At 69.3% G+C, this 20,326-nt stretch carries 22 protein-coding genes; 8 read left to right on the top strand and 14 right to left on the bottom strand.

Annotated elements, in window-relative coordinates:
- The 5 genes from JKP75_RS06000 to JKP75_RS05980 all read left to right on the top strand — a co-directional run bounded on the left by JKP75_RS06000 (window position 1) and on the right by JKP75_RS05980 (window position 5,495).
- Window positions 1-723 carry a M23 family metallopeptidase gene (locus JKP75_RS06000; protein WP_233492246.1) on the top strand — a complete coding sequence of 241 codons (723 nt, stop codon included), beginning with the start codon at window positions 1-3 and terminating at the stop codon, window positions 721-723.
- Window positions 724-802: 79 nt separating this feature from the next.
- Window positions 803-1,129 (top strand): helix-turn-helix transcriptional regulator, encoded by a 327-nt coding sequence (locus JKP75_RS05995; RefSeq protein WP_113829460.1) that lies wholly within the window; start codon window positions 803-805, stop codon window positions 1,127-1,129.
- A 543-nt stretch (window positions 1,130-1,672) separates the two neighbouring features.
- Complete coding sequence (locus JKP75_RS05990; RefSeq protein ID WP_304554477.1) at window positions 1,673-3,532, top strand: cation-translocating P-type ATPase; 1,860 nt, start codon at window positions 1,673-1,675, stop codon at window positions 3,530-3,532.
- A 61-nt stretch (window positions 3,533-3,593) separates the two neighbouring features.
- Window positions 3,594-4,562 (top strand): cation diffusion facilitator family transporter, encoded by a 969-nt coding sequence (locus JKP75_RS05985; RefSeq protein ID WP_113829278.1) that lies wholly within the window; start codon window positions 3,594-3,596, stop codon window positions 4,560-4,562.
- A 195-nt stretch (window positions 4,563-4,757) separates the two neighbouring features.
- Window positions 4,758-5,495 carry a ZIP family metal transporter gene (locus JKP75_RS05980; protein ID WP_233492244.1) on the top strand — a complete coding sequence of 246 codons (738 nt, stop codon included), beginning with the start codon at window positions 4,758-4,760 and terminating at the stop codon, window positions 5,493-5,495.
- Between the two features lie 316 nt (window positions 5,496-5,811).
- On the opposite strand, the gene JKP75_RS05975 is transcribed toward JKP75_RS05980, so the two are convergent.
- The 12 genes from JKP75_RS05975 to JKP75_RS05920 all read right to left on the bottom strand — a co-directional run bounded on the left by JKP75_RS05975 (window position 5,812) and on the right by JKP75_RS05920 (window position 13,752).
- On the bottom strand, window positions 5,812-6,111 hold the full coding sequence (locus JKP75_RS05975) for a thioredoxin family protein (RefSeq protein ID WP_113829277.1): 300 nt from the start codon (window positions 6,109-6,111) through the stop codon (window positions 5,812-5,814).
- Between the two features lie 296 nt (window positions 6,112-6,407).
- A complete protein-coding gene (locus JKP75_RS05970) occupies window positions 6,408-7,010 on the bottom strand; it encodes a cadmium resistance transporter (protein WP_113829276.1) in 603 nt (200 codons plus the stop codon).
- Window positions 7,011-7,106: 96 nt separating this feature from the next.
- Complete coding sequence (locus tag JKP75_RS05965; RefSeq protein WP_199584123.1) at window positions 7,107-7,685, bottom strand: class I SAM-dependent methyltransferase; 579 nt, start codon at window positions 7,683-7,685, stop codon at window positions 7,107-7,109.
- 153 nt (window positions 7,686-7,838) lie between these two features.
- A complete protein-coding gene (locus JKP75_RS05960) occupies window positions 7,839-8,270 on the bottom strand; it encodes a signal peptidase II (protein WP_233492243.1) in 432 nt (143 codons plus the stop codon).
- Between the two features lie 133 nt (window positions 8,271-8,403).
- The gene (locus tag JKP75_RS20655) at window positions 8,404-8,904 is read right to left on the bottom strand and encodes a cation transporter (RefSeq protein ID WP_309229556.1); all 501 of its coding nucleotides are present in this window, start codon (window positions 8,902-8,904) and stop codon (window positions 8,404-8,406) included.
- A gap of 159 nt (window positions 8,905-9,063) precedes the next feature.
- Window positions 9,064-9,393 carry an isoprenylcysteine carboxylmethyltransferase family protein gene (locus JKP75_RS05950; RefSeq protein ID WP_200492843.1) on the bottom strand — a complete coding sequence of 110 codons (330 nt, stop codon included), beginning with the start codon at window positions 9,391-9,393 and terminating at the stop codon, window positions 9,064-9,066.
- A gap of 294 nt (window positions 9,394-9,687) precedes the next feature.
- Window positions 9,688-10,068 (bottom strand): helix-turn-helix transcriptional regulator, encoded by a 381-nt coding sequence (locus JKP75_RS22530; RefSeq protein ID WP_233492242.1) that lies wholly within the window; start codon window positions 10,066-10,068, stop codon window positions 9,688-9,690.
- 110 nt (window positions 10,069-10,178) lie between these two features.
- Window positions 10,179-11,045 (bottom strand): copper resistance D family protein, encoded by an 867-nt coding sequence (locus JKP75_RS05940; protein WP_200492842.1) that lies wholly within the window; start codon window positions 11,043-11,045, stop codon window positions 10,179-10,181.
- A 220-nt stretch (window positions 11,046-11,265) separates the two neighbouring features.
- A complete protein-coding gene (locus JKP75_RS05935) occupies window positions 11,266-11,856 on the bottom strand; it encodes a copper resistance CopC family protein (protein ID WP_113829269.1) in 591 nt (196 codons plus the stop codon).
- A 91-nt stretch (window positions 11,857-11,947) separates the two neighbouring features.
- Entirely contained in the window at window positions 11,948-12,400 is a 453-nt protein-coding gene (locus JKP75_RS05930; RefSeq protein ID WP_113829268.1) for a cupredoxin domain-containing protein, read from the bottom strand.
- 24 nt (window positions 12,401-12,424) lie between these two features.
- On the bottom strand, window positions 12,425-13,369 hold the full coding sequence (locus JKP75_RS05925; protein ID WP_200492168.1) for a M56 family metallopeptidase: 945 nt from the start codon (window positions 13,367-13,369) through the stop codon (window positions 12,425-12,427).
- Window positions 13,366-13,752, bottom strand: a complete 387-nt coding sequence (locus JKP75_RS05920; protein ID WP_040336907.1) for a BlaI/MecI/CopY family transcriptional regulator — start codon at window positions 13,750-13,752, stop codon at window positions 13,366-13,368. Before JKP75_RS05920 ends, JKP75_RS05925 begins: the two co-directional genes overlap by 4 nt.
- A 192-nt stretch (window positions 13,753-13,944) precedes the next feature.
- Here JKP75_RS05920 and ctaD point away from each other — a divergent pair, with 192 nt between their 5' ends.
- On the top strand, window positions 13,945-15,696 hold the full coding sequence (gene ctaD / locus JKP75_RS05915) for a cytochrome c oxidase subunit I (RefSeq protein ID WP_113829266.1): 1,752 nt from the start codon (window positions 13,945-13,947) through the stop codon (window positions 15,694-15,696).
- 138 nt (window positions 15,697-15,834) lie between these two features.
- On the opposite strand, the gene efeB is transcribed toward ctaD, so the two are convergent.
- Window positions 15,835-17,127 carry an iron uptake transporter deferrochelatase/peroxidase subunit gene (gene efeB / locus JKP75_RS05910; protein ID WP_233492241.1) on the bottom strand — a complete coding sequence of 431 codons (1,293 nt, stop codon included), beginning with the start codon at window positions 17,125-17,127 and terminating at the stop codon, window positions 15,835-15,837.
- Between the two features lie 387 nt (window positions 17,128-17,514).
- Between efeB and JKP75_RS05905 the strand changes: the two genes are divergently transcribed.
- On the top strand, window positions 17,515-18,090 hold the full coding sequence (locus JKP75_RS05905; RefSeq protein ID WP_233492240.1) for a C40 family peptidase: 576 nt from the start codon (window positions 17,515-17,517) through the stop codon (window positions 18,088-18,090).
- A 273-nt stretch (window positions 18,091-18,363) separates the two neighbouring features.
- Entirely contained in the window at window positions 18,364-20,040 is a 1,677-nt protein-coding gene (locus JKP75_RS05900; RefSeq protein WP_233492239.1) for a cytochrome c biogenesis protein ResB, read from the top strand.
- A 127-nt stretch (window positions 20,041-20,167) separates the two neighbouring features.
- Here the strand turns inward: JKP75_RS05900 and JKP75_RS05895 are convergent, their stop codons facing one another.
- Window positions 20,168-20,326, bottom strand: coding sequence for a hypothetical protein (locus JKP75_RS05895; protein ID WP_199584122.1), 159 nt, complete (start codon window positions 20,324-20,326; stop codon window positions 20,168-20,170).

Here is a 20,326-nt window from a genome sequence, read left to right as displayed (position 1 = left end):
GTGAACGTGATCGGGCGACTGCACAGGCCGGCGATTGCGACCTCCCGGCACTCCCGGCCCGCCCCCGGCCTGCGCCAGCGACCGCGACTCCTCCTCAGTGCGATCGTCGTCGGCGGTGTGGCAGCAAGCTTCTGGGAGGGCGGCTGGTGGCTGGACACTCCGGTCGCCCACGCCCACGAAGGTCCGGCCGGATCGGTGGTTTTCACGGAAGAACCCCTCGACATCCTGTCCGACCAAGCCGCTCGGCCTCAGATCGCTGAAGCCCAGATGGCTGCCCGCAGCCAGGAACTGGCCGCCTCCCGTGCTGCGCGGGAGGAAGCAGCGCGACCCAAGGCTGTCATGCCCGTGGAGGGACGCCTGACCAGCGCCTACGGACGCCGATGGGGCTCGATGCACTACGGACTGGACATCGCGGCGCCCATGATGACCCCGGAGTACGCCGCGGCGGATGGCGTCGTACTGAGAGCAGGGTCCGCCCAAGGGTTCGGACTTGCGGTGTACATCCTCCACGACAACGGTGATGTCACCGTGTACGGCCACATGGAGCGGATCCTGGTCGATGAGGGCCAGACCGTCAGGGCCGGTGACACCATTGCCCTGCTCGGCAATCGTGGCCAGTCGACAGGGCCACATCTGCACTTCGAGGTGTTCGAGGATGGGCTCGACGGCCGCCGTGCCGATCCGGCCTCCTGGCTCCGCGAACGAGGCGTCGACGTCAATTAGGTCCCGAGGGAATCGCAGCCGGATGGGCCGCAAGGACAGTATTGGCTGTATTCAGTGAACGCTGTACGGTGATGTCGTGATGCCTGTGCTGCACGCTGAAGTGCTCGCCCGCTTCGGCCACGCCCTGTCCGACCCCACCCGTACTCGTCTCCTGCTCGCGCTGCGCGAAGGGCCGGGGTACCCGTCCGAGCTCGCCGAGATGCTCGGCGTGACGCGGCAGAACCTCTCCAACCACCTGGCTTGCTTGCGTGGGTGCGGCTTGGTCGTGGCGGTTCCCGAGGGCCGGCGCTCTCGGTATGAATTGGCGGACGCCCGGCTCACCCACGCCCTCGGCGATCTGCTGGGCGTCGTCCTGGCCGTGGATCCCGACGCCTGTGCGACCGCAGCGACGGAGGGCTGCTGCTGATGCTCCGAGAATCTCGTCGCACCCATCGCCGGCATGAGCGGCTCACAGGCAGCGGCCGCCGTTCGCATCCGGTCTCCCTGGTCGAAGCCGTAGGTCATTCCCGGTCGGCCGCCCGACCCGGCGACGTCCGATCCGGCTGGGATGGCTGTGCGTGCCTGGCCGCCCGTCAGGGGGCATGACATGTCCGACCTCTGCTGCGGTAGCGACGACGAGCGCCGCCCGGCCGTCGGCACAACCGGGCGAACGAGCACCAAGACCGCGATCTCGCTCGGGCTCGCGCTGAGCCCAGCAGTCGCCGACGCGCCGCCCGGCTCGGAAGGCTGCGGGGACGGCTGTGCCTGTTGCGGTCCGACAGCGACGCGGCCAGGAGGCACGCTGGCGCCCCCCGCGCGGGGCGGGGACGGTTGCGGGGACCCCACCTGCTCGGCGCCGGCACCGGGTGGCGATGAGCAGCCGGAAGCCGCCACGCTGTGGCGGTCGCGTTCCGCGCAGCTGGCGGGCCTCGCCGGGTTGCTGTGGCTGTCCGCTCAGGTTCTCGCATGGGTGACCGACGACGGGGCCGCCGCTATGGCGTCGACGGTGCTGGCCGCCGGTGCAGTGCTCAGCGGCAGTGCAACTTTCGTGCCCGGCACCGTCCGCGCGCTACGGCGTGGTCGGCTCGGCGTGGGCACGCTGATGACCGTTGCGATGGTCGGGGCGATCGCGCTGGGCGCCGTCGGCGAGGCCGCGATGCTGGCGTTCCTGTTCTCCTTCGCCGAGGCGCTGGAGGACTATGCGGTAGCCCGGACCCGCCGCGGGCTGCGCGCGCTGTTAGATCTGGTTCCGCCCCGAGCGACGGTGCTGCGCGCCGGGGTCGAGTTCGATGTCGATCCGGCCGAGCTCGTGGCCGGTGACGTGCTGGTGGTCAAGCCCGGTGAGCGGCTGGCCACCGACGGGCTCGTGCAGACCGGGCGCTCCGCAGTCGACACCTCGGCCGTCACCGGGGAATCGGTCCCGGCCGAGGCGGGCCCTGGTGACGAGGTCTTCGCCGCCTGCGTCAACGGCGGCGGCGTTCTAGAGGTGGTGGTCACCGCCCGGGTGGCGGACAACTCCCTGGCCCGCGTCGTGCACATCGTCGAGGAGGCACAGGAGCGCAAGGGAGCCGCACAACGTCTGGCCGCCCGCATCGCCCGGCCGCTCGTGCCTGCCGTCTTCGTCGTTGCGACCGCGATCGCCGTCCTCGGCAGCATCCTGGGCGACCCCCAGGTATGGATCGAACGCGCTCTGGTGGTGCTGGTCGCTGCCTCACCGTGCGCTTTCGCGATCGCGGTCCCGGTCACGGTCGTCGCCGCCATCGGCGCGGCTACCCGCGCCGGCGTGCTCATCAAGGGTGGGGCAGCGCTGGAGGCCCTCGGCGGCGTGCGCGCCGTGGCGCTGGACAAGACCGGGACGCTGACCCGCAACCGGCCTGCCGTAGTCGCCATCGAAGCCCTGCCCGGGTACGACCAGCGCCGGGTCCTCACTGTGGCGGTGGCGCTGGAGGCGCGGAGCGAGCACCCCCTGGCCGGAGCTGTGCTGGCCGCCTGGCCGGCGGACGAGCCTGCAGTCGAGCCCGCTTCGAACACACAGGCGCTGGCTGGCAAGGGCGTCACCGGCTCAATCGACGGACGATCGGCACGCCTGGGCAAGCCCGGCTACATCGACCCCGGACCGCTCGCCGCGGTCGTGACGGCCCACCAGGACGCCGGAGCCACCGTGGTGCTCGTGGAGCTCGACGGTCGCCTGCTGGGAGCGCTCGCTATCCGCGACGAGCTCCGTCCCGAAGCTGCCGAGGCCGTCCGTGCACTGCACCGCCTGGGCATCAGTATCAGCATGCTCACCGGTGACAACCGCCGGACTGCCGGGCAGCTGGCCAGCGCCGCTGGGATCGAGCAGGTGCACGCCGAGCTCCGTCCCGAAGACAAGGCCGCGCTTGTGGAGCAGCTGGGCCGGCACGGCAGGGTCGCGATGGTCGGCGACGGCATCAACGATGCGCCCGCGCTGGCCACTGCCGACGTAGGCATCGCCATGGGCGCCATGGGCACCGACGTGGCGATCGAGGCCGCCGACGTCGCGCTGATGGGCGAGGACTTGCGCCAGTTGCCCCGGACGCTCGCGCATGCCCGTCGGGCGCGGCGAATCATGCTGCAGAGCCTGCTGCTGTCGGCGGCGATCCTGGTCGTACTCATCCCGCTGGCCGCCTTCGGCGTCCTCGGACTGGGCACTGTCATCGTCACGCACGAACTCGCGGAGGTCCTCGTCATCGCCAACGGCGTACGTGCCGGCCGGCCGCAGGCCTACCGGCGGCCACTTGCCCACGCGTTGGCGCCGACCACCGCCTACGTCAACCAGCGGCAGCCCACGAATAACGGAGTTCCCCAGTGATCGCTCGACCCGGCACGTCAGCTGCACTGCTGCCCGCGCGCCATGACGTACTGAGCAGGACATGGCTGGCGACGGCGGTAGTAGCCCGGTGAGCGGCGGACATTCCCACGGGCACGACCACGGAGGGACCGCGGGGAACGCCGCAGGTCACCGTCGCAGGCTCGCGATTGTCCTGGCTCTCACCTCCACCGTCCTCGTGGTCGAGGTGATCGGTGCACTCATCTCGGGCAGCCTGGCGCTCCTGGCAGACGCCGCACACATGCTCACCGACGCTGCCGGGCTGGCGATCGCGCTGATTGCCGCAACCCTGGCGATGCGTCCCGCCACAGCCAAGCGCACCTGGGGCTACCGTCGCGCGGAGGTCCTCGGGGCCACGCTGCAGGCGGCGGCGCTGCTCGCGGTGGGTACCTACGTCCTCATCGAAGGCGTCGGACGACTGTTCGAGCCGGCGGAGATCGCCACGACCCCGGTCCTCGTCTTCGGCGTTGTCGGCCTCGTCGCCAACGCGATCGGGATCATCATCCTCACCAGGGGCGGCCGTAGTTCGAACGTCAACATGCGGGCGGCGTTGCTCGAGGTCCTCAATGACACCCTAGGATCGGTCGCCGTCCTCGTGTCCGCCATCGTGATCGTGCTGACCGGATGGCAGCAGGCGGACGCCGTCGCCTCGTTGCTCATCGCGGTGCTGATCATCCCCCGGACGATCAAGCTGCTGCGGGAGACCATCTCGGTGCTGCTCGAGAGCACGCCACCGGGTCTGGACCTAGACGACGTCCGTGGGCATCTGCTGGGCGTTCCGCACGTGCTGGACGTGCACGACTTGCACGCTTCCCAGATCACCAGCGAGCTGCCCGTCTTGACGGCGCACGTGGTGGTCGAGGACTCCTGCTTCCAGGACGGGCACGCGCCGCAGGTGTTGGACCAACTGCAGGCGTGTCTGGCCGAGCACTTCGACGTCAGCATCGCGCACTCGACGTTCCAGCTGGAGAGTCCTGCGCACGCTGCACACGAGCTTGCGGCGCACGACTGACACTCCGGCGGCCGTCCCCTGCGGGAGCCACGGACGTCGTCGGATTCGAGCGGTACCACGGTGGCGCTGCCCGAAGGCATGGAGCCGACACCAGCAGCTACCTCTGCTCAGCCAAGACGATCGATCCGTTCACATCGTAGCGTGTCGGGTCGGTGTCATCCGCTTGCATTCAGGACAGGGTGGTAGTGGAGCCGGATGCTGAGTGACTTCCTGGTCGTTCTCGGGTTGGCTGCGCTGCCTGCGGCGGGCAACTTCTTCGGCGGTGTGCTGGCGGAGATGTTCCGGGTCTCGGAGCGCGCCCTGAGCCTGTCCCTCCACCTCGCCGCGGGAATCGTTCTCGCCGTCGTCGGTCTCGAGCTCATGCCGGAGGCGCTGAAGGCCAGCCAGCCATGGGTACCCCTGCTCGCGTTCGTGGTGGGCGGCGCCCTGTTCATCGGTCTGGATCGGGCGATCGGCTACGTGCAGGCCCGGATGGGGCGCGACGAGCAGCAGAAGGGCCCGATGACCATCTTCGCCGGGGTCTCGATCGACCTGTTCAGCGACGGAGTCATGATCGGAACGGCGAGCGTCCTCAACCCGGCTCTGGGACTCCTACTGGCGCTCGGTCAGGTGCCGGCCGACGTTCCGGAGGGCTTCGCCGCCGTAGCGACTCTCCGAAACGCAGGCATTAGGCGCAGGCGACGAATCCTCATGGCGGCCAGCTTCGCCGTGCCGATCCTGCTCGGAGCCGCGCTCGGCTTCCTCGCACTGCGCCAAGCTCCGGAGATCGTCACCCTTTCCGTGCTCGCTCTGACCGGTGGCGCCCTGGTCGCCGTCGTGGTCGAAGAGATGATTGGCGAGGCGCACGAGGGCGAGACGTCGCGCTTCGGTCCAGTCTTCCTGACGGCGGGCTTTGCCATTTTCGGCGCCATCTCGGTCTACGGGGGCGCGTGAGGCGCCACAGAAGGCCCTTGCCCGGCCTCCCGGACGCCGTCAGTTTTCGAACGGCTCAGAGCTTCTCGATGGCCAACCGGCTCAAGCTCCGCTCGAGCCTCTGCTGCCTACGCTGTGGAATGATGAGGGGTCCGTCTTTGTCCTTTGCGCTCTCTGCCGCGGCCGATGCGTGCCGCCATCCACAGCGCACACCGCCAGCAGACGTGCACGCCGGGCGTTCCGCCGAGCTCGTGGACGCCTGTGCGGGGCCGCTCGCGTCCGCAGCAGCCACAGGTGACCGAGTCCTCGCTCGCCGAGGGAGGGCGTCCGCGCAGCCTCACGACAGCACGGCGCGGAGCTGCTCGACCGTGGGTGCGCCTGTCAGGCCGGCCTCGGTACGGAAGACCCGGCAGGACAGCCCGACGGGGGCGTCCGGCTCGGCGAACGGGTCCAGCCCGTCCACCAGGATCGTCGGCGAACCCCTGAACTCGGCGGCATCCGCCTGCTCCGGGGTGGTGACCTGGCGGTGCTGCACGTGCACGTCTTCTCGGCCCACCTGCGCGAGAGCAACTCGCAGCCGCTCGTCGGCCAGCTGCCAGTTCGGGCAGCCGTCGAAGTACAGCAGCTCCACCTTCACAGGAACCTCCTCCGTCATCGCTGGCGGTCAGCAGCGGCCGCGGAGCGGGCGCAGCCCGAGCAGATAGCGACTCCGGGCGTCGTAGCCAACATGCGCACTCGCCGACGGGCGTACACCCCTCCACAGCAGCCGCAGCGTCGCAGACCTGGCACGGCGGCGACGACACCGGGGAGCGTCAACATGCGCTCATGGTGTCCCGCTGGGTCGGCGGTGCCAAGGAGTCGACGGGCGGACTGCTCAGGTGAACGCATCCGCCGCCCCCCAACGCTCAGGGACTTCGTCCGGGGCCCGCGCTGCTACAGCCCAAACGCTCCGCCCTCGACGAGGATGACGACGCCGAGACCGATGAGGACCACAGGGAACAGCACGTGCTCCCACCGCTCGAGGAACTCGGCGATCGGCTTTCGGGTGGCGACGAACCGGGCCGTGACGACCAGCACCACAACCAGGGCAAGGAAGACGAGGCAGTAGGCGACGATGCCGGCGGGCCCGACGGTGGCGAACACCGGGACGTAGACGCCGATGTTGTCTCCACCGTTGGCGAAGGTGACCGCGGCGACGGTCAGCGCGCTCACCGACTTGCCAGCGACCTTGCCCTCGTCGTCGTCATCATCGTCGTCGCGCCATGCCCGCCAAGCGGCGAGCAGGCCCAGCACCAGCGGGATCAGTCCGAAGTACGGGATCGCCTCCTCGGGCAGGAAGCTCCGGGCGCCGAGCGCGACGAGGACCGCGGCGCCCAAGATGGCGCCGAAGCCGAGGTACTGCCCCGCGAGGATCGCCGCCGTGGTGCCGCGCCGGTCGGCACCGCGGGCGTAGAAAAGGGACAGCACGATGATGTCGTCGATGTTGGTAGCCACGAACAGGCCGACCGCCTGCAGCGCCCAGGTTGTGATCGTCATGAGCTGCTCTCCCCGTTCAGGCGCGCCCGGTAGGACGCGGCGGTGACCGTCCGAGGTCGCAGTGACCAAGGCCGTTGACCGTGCTGCGCGTCGTTCTCAGTACGGCTTTGTGGCGGTGAACCGCATGGCTTGTCGACCGACCGCCGTGCGGACCTCAGCGGCCTGCAGCCCGGTCTGCGACAGGGCTGGTCGGAGCTGGTGGCGGAAGATCAGCTGATGAGGTGATCGGTCGGCCCAGTGGAGCCCCTTGGTCAGCGGTGTGGCGACCAGGTCGTAGCCGACGAAGCGACCGCCGGGTCGCAGTACGCGACTGACTTCTTCGAGCGCCTGCCGCCACTGGATGACGTGATGGAGCATCAGGTGGCTCACCACGACGTCGAATGACCCTTCGGTGAAGGGCAGGGCGGTGGCATCGGCGTGGCGCACGGTGACTCGCGGCTCGTTGGCGAAACGCCGTTCCGCCGCAGCCACCATCACCCGATCAAGATCGGTGACGGTCAGCTCGCAGTCGGGATGGCGCCGGATCGTCTCCTCCGCCATTGCGCCGCTGCCGCCGCCCAATTCGAGTACCGCGCCCCGCAGGGGCACTCCCTGCAACGCCCAGCCGAGGACCAGTCGGCCGGCGACCCAGCGCCACGGCGGGCTCTGGCAGAACCACCGCTCAGCGATGGACATGACAGGCATGCGTGTCTCCAAACTTCTCCGGCGGGCGCGACCGGTGGCCCTCAAGGACAGGAACAGCTGTTGGACCAACCGGAACGAGCCGGCCGCAGAAGCTTCCGATGGCTGCCAGGGCGCTACCGGTCGCCGCGTCGAGCCCGCAGGCGTTCATGCGTCGGACCTCGAGGCCTCGTCGGCGGAACGATCGCTGCGCAGGGACGCCAGGACGGCGACCGCAGCACCGGTGGTGATCCAGACGTCGGCCAGGTTGAACGTGGGCCACCAGCCGGTGTGCAGGTAGTCCGTGACGCGGCCGTCGCCGGCCCGGTCCACCAGGTTGGCCGTGGCGCCAGCCAGAACGGCGGCCAGGCCAGCGGGCAGCAGGCGGGAGGTCGTGGCAACCGCCCGCCAGGTGATCACGGCGATGACGCCCGTGAGGAGTCCGGTGACGGTCACCACGACCCAGCTCGGCAAGCCGGAGCCGAGGCTGAAGGCGGCGCCGCTGTTGTGTGCCAACTGCAACGCCAGGGGTCCCAGGTCGACAGTGCGGCCGTCTCCCAGGCCGCGCTCGGCGACCGCCTTGGCGCCCAGGTCGACCACCGCGAGGACGCCCGCGCCGGTGAAGACCGCCAGGCGGGTCGGAGCCGTCCGCCGACGGTCGGCGCGGCCCGTTTCGGACCGCTCAGGAGCAGCGGCGACCTCCGGACCGACGACCTCCTCGCTGTGCGACGACTCAGTCGTCATCGTCGTCGTCGTCGTCTTCGACGAGCTCGCCTTCCCAGGCCTCCCGGCCCTCGTGGATGGCGATCACGGCGATGACGAGGGCAGCGACTGGATCCAGCCATGAGGCGCCGGTCAGCGCGTACAGCCCGAGGCCGGCCAGCGTGGAGATGCTGAGCAACACGCAGATCCGGGTCTCGGCCGCGTCGGCGAGGATGAGCGGGTCACCGCCCAGGGCCAGCCCGACGCGGCGCTTGGCCGCGGCCAGCAGCGGCATGATGACGATGGAGGCGGCCAGCAGCACCAGGCCGACGGTCGAGGTGCTCGGCTCCTCGTCGCCGAGCAGGCTGCGCACCGCCTCCACGGTCACGTACGCGGCGAGGATGAAGAAGGTGATCGCCACGGCCTTGAGTGCGCGGCGCTCCTTGGCCTCATCGATGGCGCCGCGCCGCAGCCGCGCGGACAGCCGCAGCCCCACCAGGATGGCGGCCAGGGACTCGATGCCGGAGTCCACGCCGAAGCCGGACGAGGGAGACCAGCCCGGCGAGGAGCCCGGTGGTGATGGCGATAGCGCCTTCGGCGACGTTGTAGACGACGGTGAACTGCGCCAGCCGCAGCCCGCGGCGGGTCAGCCGGTCGGTCTCCTGATCGCTGAGTACCGACGGTTCGGCGGTCACGCTGGAGTCCTCTCGGCGGAAGCAGGAGCGGTCAGCCGGCCGATGCCGGGGACGAAGCGGCCGGCGCGGGCCGCGTAGGCGTCGTAGGCCGCGCCGTGTACACCGCGCAGGTACGGCTCTTCCACAGCTCGGACCTGAAGTTGGACTGCGGCTACCAGCGCGATCAGCGCAAGCACGCTCACCCACGTCGGGGCCATCAGCACGACACCGGCCTGCGCGGCGGTCATGGCGGTGAAGATCGGGTTGCGGACGTGTGCGAACACGCCGCCGGTGACCAGGTCGGTGCGCTCGCCCGGGTCGACGCCAATCCGCCACGAGGCGCCCATGCCGGTCTGCGCGGCCAGCGTCCGCGGCGAACCCGGCCAGCGCCAGCAGCAGGCCGGCGACCTGCACCGCCAGCGGCGGGTCGGCGGTCACGACGTCGGCCACCGCCAGCAGCGGCCCGGCCAGGCCGAGCACCATCGCTGCGACGAACAGCACCCCGCCCCACCAGCCGGCGTCGGCCGGAGTGCCCGAGATCCCGACGAACCCCGTGGACCCGGTGTGGCGCAGCTGGGTCCAGGAGCGCACACCAAAGAGCACGACGAGGGCGATGACGTAGAGGACGAGCGCGGCGACGGTCACGACGAGGTTCCCGTTCCGTACACCGGGCAGAGCGCAACTTGGTCACCGGTCGCGGCCAGCAGCTTTTCGGCCGAGGCGAGCAGCTCCAGCAGCTCGGACTGGGTGCTCAGCGACCACAGCGACGCCCGGCCTTGCGGCTGGCTCTCCGCGAGGCCGCAGTCCCGCAGGCAGGCCAGCGCCGCGGACACCGAGCTCTGCGCGGGGCCGTCCAGGTGCCGGGTGAGGTCCACGACCCGGTGCGGGCCCAGCATCAAGTGGCGGATGATCGCCAGCCGCATCGGGTCACCGAGGCTGCGGAACAGGCACGCGGCCGTCGAGAGCGCACCGGCCTCATCGACCGGTGGCTCGGTCGTCCTCGTTTTCGTCGTCCTGGTCACAGCGCGCTCCATCCATCGGCGTTGTCCGATGATAGCGCCGCGAGCCGACAGGTCAACAGTCGTCTCCAACCCTGACTCGGGCGGGCTATGCAGTACTCACAGAACTGCGGTCACCCTGCCGCCGTGCCGGCGGCAGGCAGCAGCTGCTCGGCTACGGCTGCATCTGCGTCCAGGACGGGCGGGGGCGTGGGGGTGCGCGCCAGCCCGACGGCGAGCCCGATGGTGGCGGCGAAGAGGACCACCTCGGCGCCGGCCAATCGTAGGAACGCTCGCGGGCGACCCGCCCGCAGCGCCGGGAGGCTCCGCCCGCGGTGCCATGCGGCCAGCGCCAGCAGACCCACGAAGGCGACGACCTTCGCCAGCAGCACGACCCCGTAGCCGGTGTCGACCACCTGGCCGGGACTGGAGAATCGCGTGTAGGCGGTGGCGGCGCCGCTGCCGGCGACGACCACGGCCAGCGGTGCGGCGAGGCGGCTGAACCGTTCGACCGCGGTGGTCCGCGCCGGGCCGGTGAGCCTGGCGGCGAGCATCAGCGCCAGCAAGCCACCGGCCCACAGCACCACACCGAGTACGTGTAGTGCCACGGCGGCGACGGCGAGGTCGTGATCGGCCGCGTCGGCGGAGTGCGAGGTGAAGGCGGGCGGAACAGTCGCTATCAGAGCCACTAGGAATAGCACCCGGGCACCGGCCCGACGCCAGACGATTCGGGCGAAGATGGCCACGACGGCGGCAAGAGCGGCGACCAGGGCCAGGTCTCGCCCCTGCTCGACGCTTTCGACGAAGCTCCAGACGCCGCGCAGCGAGATCGCCGAGAACCCCGTGCCGAGGAAATCGGCGAGCAGCACCGGAAGCGAAGCCAGCGAGGCCAGCGACCAGGCCAGCGCACCCCAGCCGGCCAGCCGCACCCATCGGTAGCCGGCCGTACTCAGGACCGTGTCTCCCGGCACGAGAACCACGGCCCCGAGCAGGCAGCCCACGGTCAGTACCGCCGAGGCGTCGGCGATCAGCCGTAGGGCGGGCACCAGCCAGGCGACGACCGGCGGCGGGGCTGGAATGCCGGGGACCGAGACGACGGCGGCCGCGCCACCGGCCCACAGCGTGAGCGCACAGACCGCGATGGCCACCAGCGAGGAAACGAGGACCAGGAGGCCTCGGCGAGCCGTTGCCGGCGGCGAGGAGCTCTCGTCCACGCGCGGCTCAGCCACCGGTGTCGCCGCGCCGGCGCAGCGCGAGCCACGTGGCCACGATGAACAGCAGGCCCGCCGCGACGAGGAGCAACCACAGGCCCCAGCTGCTGTCTGCGTCGCTGTCGACGGCCGGAGAGACCGCGGTCGCCGTGTCCGGGCTGGGTGCGGGCGTGGTCGGCAGAGTCGGCTGAGCCGGGGCTGTCTCCGTCGCCGCACCGCCGGAGCCCGTCAGGGTGAAGGTGAGCTGGCCGGACACGGGATGGCCGTCATCGGAGACAACCCGGTACGCCACCACGTAGGCGCCGTCACCGCTCGTGCTGACCGGCTGTGACACGACCGCACCGTCGATGGCAGCTTCCCCTGAGGTGACCGACTCCCCGTCCGGGCCGGTGACAGCCACCTGGGCGAACTCCGAGGCGATCGCCGAGGAGAACGTGAGGCTGAACGCGTCCGGAGCGGCGGTCAGCGTCTCTCCGTCAGCAGGCGTCGAGGACTGCAGGCCGGTGTGGGCGGCAGCCGGACCGCCGCTGAGGACGAGCAGCAGCGAGGCGAGGGCCGTCGCCGCAACCAGGACCAGATTGCGGGGAACAGACGTGAACATGAATCCTCAGTGGCGTTGTTGGCGAGTGGCGGGGCTGAGCAGGAAATCGCCTCGACGAGGTTGGCGGCGGCGCGGGCGTACCTGCGTCCGGTCATCCTGGAGCCACGGCCATCGTCCCGATCTGGCCCAGAGCGACGTGGAACGAACACTCGAACTGGTAGTCGCCGGGCTGATCCACGGTGAACTCCATCGTGTCGCTCATGCCCGGTGCCAGGATGGGAATCTCTTCGGCGATCTCGGCCGGCCCGGCGCCGGGCGTGAACCGGAAGTTGTGCGTCAACTCCTTCGCCTCGCTGATGAGGGAGAGCCGCACCCGCCCGGCGGTCACTGTGAACGCGGCGGGGTAGAAGTCGTAGTCGTCGCGCACCAGCACTGTGACCTCCTGGGTCCCGTCGGGGGCGATGGAGACCGTTCCGTCGGCCGAAACGTCAGCCGGCGCGTCGTCGGACGACTCGTCCGGGTCCGAGCCGCAGGCGGACAAGACCATGGCGCCCGCCCCCGCCAGAGCTGTCAGCAGCACAGTTCGTCGACGCAACTCGACCATGGCTCTACTGCTTGCCGGTCACAGTCACGGAATGTTGCAGATGTCGCTCAGCGCGGCACACACGGCGGGGTAGCCGGCGATGAGCAGCGGCGCTACGACGACGGTCAGTGCACCGACGACAGCAACGCGGTACCGCCACGGATTCAGCGGCGGCTCCGGGGACAGGAGGCGTGAGACACGAAGAACCGCCGCATCCTGAGCCATCGCCAGGGCAGCAGCAGGTGCCTTCATCTCGGCAAGGCTCACGATGGCCGAGGCCAGGTTGACCCGGTCGACCCGCTGCAGCGCCGCGTCGTCCGCCAGCAGCTCGATCAGCTGCCGGGTCTCCCGGGTGGCCACCTGGAACAAGCGGACACGAGGGAAAGCACGCGCCAGGATCTGCGACAGCGCCACAGCCAGGTTGTGGCGGCCGCGGAGGTGAGCCGCCTCGTGGGCCAGCACCCCATCCAACTCACAGCTGGACAGATTGCTCAGCGCTCCCCGTGTGACCACGATCTGCGCCGACCGTCCCGGCAGGCAGAAGGCGGCAGGGGCGGGCGTCTCGATGACGGAGATGCCCAAGCCGGCGTCCGTCTCGGTGATGAGGCTGAGAGAGCGGCGTAGCTGACGGCGACTCCACCAGCCACCGCCCAGAACGCGCACTCCACAGATCAGCAGCCACATCGGGAGCGCACCGGCCAGAAAGGCACCGAAGAGCTTCCCCGGCAGCAACTCCGACTCGCCATAGGCGTCCGCGACACTCATGGCACAGGCGTGCACGACTGCGCCGAGATCGCCGGCAAGCGCCGTGATCGGGATCAATAGGGTGACGCCGGCGAGGACGACCGTGATCACCGCGCTGATGGTCAGAGCCTGCCAGGCGAAGATCGCCACGCGCGGTGCCTGCCGGGCCCAGGGCGCCGATGCCAGCCGCGGACCCACCAGGAGGATCGCGGCCGCCACGCAGAGCAGACTCAGGCTGGCGATCATGGTCCGCCGCCTTCAGCCTGCTGACCGCGCCGGCGCGCGCTCTCCACTGCCGACCTGAGCTGGGTGACGCTGTCGGAATCCAGGTCGGCGACGAAGTGCATGAGCACCTCCTGCCGATCTGCGGACTCCGCCAGCACGTCTTGCAGCAGGGCCGCTGCGTGCTGGGCCTGCGTGCGCACTGGCCGGTACAGCCACGCCCGGCCGCTCATCTCACGGGTCACCTGACCCTTGCGGTGCAGGTTGTCCATCACCGTCATCACGGTCGTGTAGGCGAGTTTGCGGGACGTGCTGAGCGAGGCCAGCACATCTCGGACGGTCGCAGGCTCCGCTCGCTCCCACAGATCCCGCATGATCGCCGCCTCAAGTTCTCCGAACGGTCGCATGGACCCACTTCCTCTCGCCGCGACTCCGCCGAAGCACCGTGACGGCCGCTCGTAGGGGACACGCCCCCACCGACCCCTTCTACGATCCTACTTAGGAGATACCTCTACGATTCAGCTTAGAAGATCGATCAGCTCGCCGGGCGCAGCCCCAGCTGATCGTCGGCCCCGCCACCGTGAAAGTGAGCCGCGACGATGACGATCGCCCCAGCCCCGATCGTTTCCCGGCCAAGTCTGGCTCCGCCACCGACCAAGGGGTCGCGACTGACCAGCCTGCTGCGAACCACCGACCACAAGACCATCGGCCTGATGTACATGGTCGCGTCGTTCGGGTTCTTCATGATCGGTGGCCTGATGGCCATGTTGATGCGCGGCGAGCTAGCCCAGCCGGGCCTTCAGTTCACTTCCCCCGAGCAGTACAACCAGTTGTTCACCATGCACGGCACGATCATGCTGCTGATGTTCGCGACGCCGCTGTTCTTCGCGTTCGCAAACCTGATCATGCCGCTGCAGATCGGCGCTCCCGACGTGGCGTTCCCGCGGCTGAACGCGCTGTCGTTCTGGCTGTTCCTCTTCGGCAGCCTGATCGTCGTCTCCAGCGTCGCCACCCCGGGCGGGGCCCCTGACTTCGGCTGGACGGCCTATGCGCCACTGTCGAGCGAGCTGCACACCCCGGGCGTGGGCGGTGACCTGTGGATCACCGGCCTGGCCGTCAGCGGGCTGGGCACGATCCTCGGTGGCGTCAACTTCATCACCACGATCGTGAGCCTCCGCGCCCCCGGCATGACGATGTTCCGGATGCCGATCTTCACCTGGAACACGCTGGTCACCAGCATCATGATCCTGCTGGCCTTCCCGATCCTGACCGCTGCGCTACTCGCCTTGCTCGCCGATCGCAACCTCGGGTCCCTCATCTTCTCGGCCGAGAACGGCGGGCCGATGCTGTGGCAGCACCTCTTCTGGTTCTTCGGCCACCCCGAGGTCTACATCATCGCGCTGCCGTTCTTCGGCATCGTCACCGAGATCATCCCGGTCTTCGCCCGCAAGCCGCTGTTCGGCTACAAGGGCATGGTCGGCGCGACCCTGGCCATCGGCTTTCTCGCCCTCGCCGTCTGGGCACACCACATGTACGCCACCGGCGCGGTGCTGCTGCCCTTCTTCGCCTTCCTCACCTACCTGATCGCCGTGCCGACCGGTCTGAAGTTCTTCAACTGGATCGGCACCATGTGGCGGGGTCAGATGACCTTCGAGACGCCGATGCTGTTCTCGATCGGCTTCATGGTCACCTTCCTGCTCGGTGGGCTGACCGGTGTGCTGCTGGCCTCCCCGCCGCTGGACTGGCAGGTGCACGACTCCTACTTCGTCGTGGCGCACTTCCACTACGTCGTGTTCGGCACCGTGGTGTTCGCCGCCTACGCCGGTATCTACTTCTGGTTCCCCAAGATGTGCGGCCGAATGATGGACGAGCGGCTGGGCAAGCTGCAGTTCTGGCTCACGTTCATCGGATTCCACGGCACGTTCCTGGTCCAGCACTGGCTGGGCAACGAAGGGATGCCGCGCCGGTATGCCGACTATCTGCCCACTGATGGGTTCACCACACTGAACATGATCTCCACGATCTTCAGCTTCGTGCTCGGCGCCTCGGTCATCCCCTTCATCTACAACGTCGTCCGCTCCTGGAAGTACGGGCAGCTCGCGCTGCGCGACGACCCCTGGGGTTACGGCAACTCGTTGGAGTGGGCGACCTCGTCCCCGCCGCCGCGGCACAACTTCGTGGAGCTCCCGCGGATCCGCTCGGAGCGCCCCGCGTTCGAGGCGCACTACCCGCACCTGGTCGAGCGCCTGCAGGACGAGGCACACGCGGGCAAGCGCCACGACCCCTACGTCAGCGAGCTCATCCCAGGCACGGGAAAGCGTCAAGGCCCGAACGACCCTGACGCCACCTGAGCCACTGGGAGGAACGACACCGACCATCCGCCGGCGTCCCGGTCCGCCTTTCGAGACGGGGCAGGTCGCCGCAGGACCACCCCGCCCGCTCGACCCGCTGCACGGGCGTTGACCGCAGTAGCCCCTGGGCGCATGCGGTCAAGCGTCGAACAGAGTCCTACCCCACCAGTCGTCGGCATCGCGAACTCCCGGCGGGCAGGCAAACACGGCGGAGGACCCGTGCTGGATGAACCGGTTGAGCGCATCCGCGGCAAGGTTTCGCTGCACCTGCACGAAGCCGGTATCCGGGTTGCGCTGGTAGGCAATGAAGAAGAGGCCGGCATCGAGACGGCCGGAATCGTCTGTGCCGTCCACGAAGCTGTACCCACGCCGCAACATGGCCGTGCCTGAATTGGTGGGATGAGACAGGAAGACGTGCGAGTCCCGCGGGATGGCCGGACCATCACCCCTGACGGCCGCGAAGTCGGTCGGGTCGAATTCCTTTCGCTGACCCAGCGGCGCGCCCGCGGTCTTCGTGCGTCCGATCACCGCCTCCTGGTGGGGTGCGGGCACCTGGTCCCAGTCCTCGATCAGCATGCGGATCCGACGGGTGACCAGATAGGAACCGCCGGCCAGCCACGCGACGTCGTCCTCCCCCACCCATACGAACTGCTCGAGTGCGCTGCCGTTCTCGGCCTTGAGGTTGGCCGTGCCGTCCTTGAAGCCGAGGAGGTTGCGCGGCGTCGCCTGCGCCGTACTGGTGGATGACGTGCGGCCGAACCCGAGTTGGGTCCAGCGCACACGTACCACCCCGACGCCCAGGCGCACCAGGTTGCGCACGGCGTGCACCGCCACCTGGGGGTCGTTGGCGCACGCCTGGACGCACAGGTCTCCCCCGCTGATGGATTGATCGAGCGCGTCGCCTGGGAACACGGGTAGCTCGACCAGGGAATACGGGCGACGAGCCGCCAGTCCGAAGCGGTCGACCCCATCGCCCGTCATGAACAGCGTCGGTCCGAATCCGACGGTCAGCGTGAGGCCGGACGGCGGTAGTCCCTGCGCCTCACCACTGTCCTCTGGGCCGACGATCTCACCGGCGGTCAGTCGCCGGGCGACCGCCGTCCACGACGCCAGCATTGCCACGAGCGCCTCACGGCTGTCGGTGACGACGTCGAACGCGACGAAGTGGAGCCGGTCCTGCGCCGGCGTCACGATGCCAGCCTGGTGGGTACCGGTGAACTCGACCGGCGCGGAGAATTCCTGCACCGCCGACGACGACACGACGGGAGACGGCGGCCTCGCGGCGGTCGTGCGACCGACCACTCCCCCGACTGCCCCAGACGCCAGGACGCCCGCGGTCCCGAGCCCCGCCATGCCGAAGAGCTTCCGACGGGACAGGCCGCGCTCCTGCTTCTCCGCCGGTCGGTCCGCCGGCGGCGACTCGTCAGTCACGTCAGGATCCGCGGAGCTAGGCAAAGTGAAGACTGAAGGGCGCGCACCAGGACCAGGCTACTATTCAACATAGGAGTTCGGTTCGCTCGGCACTGAGGCCCGAGGCGAGCCGATGATCGGATCGGGAAACGACGAGCCCCGTCATGTAGTCGCGACAATCCACGCTCGCCCATTCGTGAGGCGACCTGCGTTGCGGACTCCGACACACCGATCCCGCCTTCAGGCCGGCCAAAGAAGGGTCCCGGCAGCGAGCCGTGCCGGCGTCCTGCATCGACGCCTACTAGCTTGGCTAGTCGTGACGTCGATGCTGAGCTCCGCTCGTCCCGGCAGCAGATGCGCCTGCCTCGACGACGACCTGCGAACCGGTGCACGACAGCGGGAGACCTGATGATGGATGGCCTGTCCCAGGTGCAGTCACGCATCGCCGAGATCCAGGCGCAGCTCGCGCCACTGGGTGCGCGACCGCGCACGACAGCGACCGACTGGATGTCCGCTGCGACCGCTGCCGGTCTAGTGGTGGACGCCTCGCGGCCGCCCGCTGTGGCCACGAGTTCGCCCGCCGGCGCAACCGATGCGTCGCCGATGGTCGCCGGAACGGACCGCGAGTCCGCCATTACGGGAAAGGCGCTCCAGTATCTCGGAGTGCCCTACCTGTGGGGCGGCACCGACCCCTCGAAGGGTCTCGACTGCTCCGGATTCACACAGTTGGTCTACAAGAGTCAGGGCGTCGACCTCCCCCGTGTCTCCTCTCAGCAGGCGACGGCGGGACGAGCGGTCCCGTCGATGGCGGAGGCCCGCCCGGGGGATCTGCTGTTCTTCGACTACTCGCCGGAGAGGCCAGGAATCGACCACGTGGGGATCTTCATGGGTGACGGCAAGATGATTGCCGCGCCGCAACCGGGCGAAGTCGTCAAGATCCAGTCAGTGGGCGATCCCACCGTGATCCGCCGGGTGCTCTCGTAGGCAGTGACCCCGAGCGAGGAGACAGCGTCGTCGGACGGCGCTGACAGCGGGAGATCCCGCCCGTAGGGCGGCATCGACCGGTGGACCGCATGGGTGTCGTCTGCGCGGTTCTCCGTGGGCCTGATGACCGGTCGCTGCTATCTACTAAGGCGCCTCGTAACCTGTTGGAGGTCGGCACTCCCGCCAGCGCCAGCGGTCGACCACCCCGTTGACACGGTCCGCCGAAACTGGGGCCGGCGCAGGCAGCCTGCATGAAGGAGTCGCAGTGAGTAGGTGCTCGAGCGCCCGGACGAGTTCAACGCCTCCTCTTCGAGGCGCGGGCGCAGCGAGGACGGCATGACCGACCTGCAGACCCAGCCCGAACGAGCATCGATCGCTGCCCATCAGAACTCGGTGCTGCGCCGATTCGGACTGTGGTTGGTGCGCCGTTGGCGGTGGTTGACCAGCATGCGGACGGCCGTGGTGCTGCTGTTCCTGCTGGCGCTGGCGGCTGTGCCCGGCTCGCTTTTCCCGCAGCGGTCGTTGACCCCCAGCGCGGTGGCCCGGTACTTCCGGGAAAATCCCGACCTGGCGCCTGTCCTCGACAGGTTGTGGATGTTCGACGTCTTCGCCAGCCCGTGGTTCTCGGCGACCTACCTCCTGCTCTTCATCTCGCTCATCGGCTGCCTGGTGCCGCGGTGCACCGAGCACCTGCGGGCGCTACGGGCCGAGCCGCCGCCCGTACCTCGACATCTGCACCGGCTCCCGGTTCACACTGCGAACACGGTGCCACTGCCCTCGGAGACCGTGGCCGAGCGGCTCGAGGCCGATCTGCGATCAGCGCGGTTCCGGGTGTCCCGACGCAGCATCCCCGGTGGTGTGGAGATATCGGCCGAGCGCGGTCGGGTGAAGGAAACCGGCAACCTCGTCTTCCACGTCTCGCTCTTGGCCCTGCTCGTCGCGCTGGCCGGCGGCAAGTTGTGGGGCTACGAAGGCAGCATCCTGGTTACCGAGGGAGACGGCTTCTGCAACTCCTTCCAGCAGTACGACCGGTATGTCGCAGGGCCGTTGGTGGATCCGGACGGCCTGACGCCGCTCTGCTTCGACCTGGAGGATTTCCGCGCCACGTACGAGCCGAACGGCACGCCGGCCTCCTTCACCGCCGACATCGGGGTGCAGGCAGAGCCGGGAGCGGCCACGGAGCAGACGACGATCGGGGTCAACGACCCGTTCCGCTCCGACGGGGACCGTCTGTACGTGACGGGGCACGGCTTCACGCCCCTTTTCACAGTGACGCTGCCGGGCGGTCAGGTCTTCGAGCAGCTGTCGGCACCGTTCCTGCCCCGGGACAGCACGACGTTCGCCAGCGAGGGGGTCGTGAAGTTGCCGGATCTCGGTGACGGCTCCGGTGACGGGTTCGCCCTCGAGGGCTTCTTCGCTCCGACCGGCCTGATCCAGGGCGGCGTCCTGACCTCGGTGGACGCGCGGCCGCTCAACCCGCAGGTCGCCATCATCGGCTATCGCGGCTACCTGGGGCTGGACAGCGGTGCGCCACAGTCGGTCTTCACGCTGGACCAACGACAGATCGACGTCGGTGCGCTGAACCAGATCGGGGAGGCGAACTTGGACATCGGCGAGAGCGCGGAATTCGAGGACGGCACCGTCGTCCGCTTCGACGGGTTCCGTGAGTTCGCGGCCCTGCAGGTGTCGCACGATCCGGGGCAGGTAGCCGTCCTCATCAGCGCCATCACCATGCTGCTCGGACTTCTGGTCACACTGCTGGTGCGCCGGGAGCGGGTCTTCGCTCGAATTGCCAGCTCGCAGGTGTCGAGCTCTGTCGACGACCGGTCGACGACGGTGTCGATGGCGGGACTCGCACTGGGTGGGAACGGTGACATCCGCGAACGACTCCACGGACTCACCAGCAGCCTGCTCGGTGACAGCCAGCCGGGACAACACCACGGCCGTTGAACCGCGAGGCCGCCCGCCCTCCCATCCCGCGCCTTACCAGCAGAAGCGGGACTCCGGGCTCACGGAGGTCGTCGACCGGAGGCGTCGTGAGCACGCCACTGACGTCGTCGTCTGTGCCGGGACGCCATCAGCCGCCCACCGTCACGTCGTTGAAAGGAAGGCGCGGCTCCATCCACGGGAAGACGACGAACAGCAGCAGCGCGCAGACCCCGAGCGCCAAAGCCAGCGCGGTCACCGCCTTGGTCGCCGTGCCACCGGGCAGGTGACGCCAGATCCACGGGTACAT

The sequence above is a fragment of the Blastococcus sp. TML/M2B genome (assembly GCF_016612865.1).
Classification (GTDB): domain Bacteria; phylum Actinomycetota; class Actinomycetes; order Mycobacteriales; family Geodermatophilaceae; genus Blastococcus.
The sequence above is the reverse complement of the archived record's forward strand: the minus strand, read 5'-3'. Positions and strand labels throughout refer to the sequence as shown.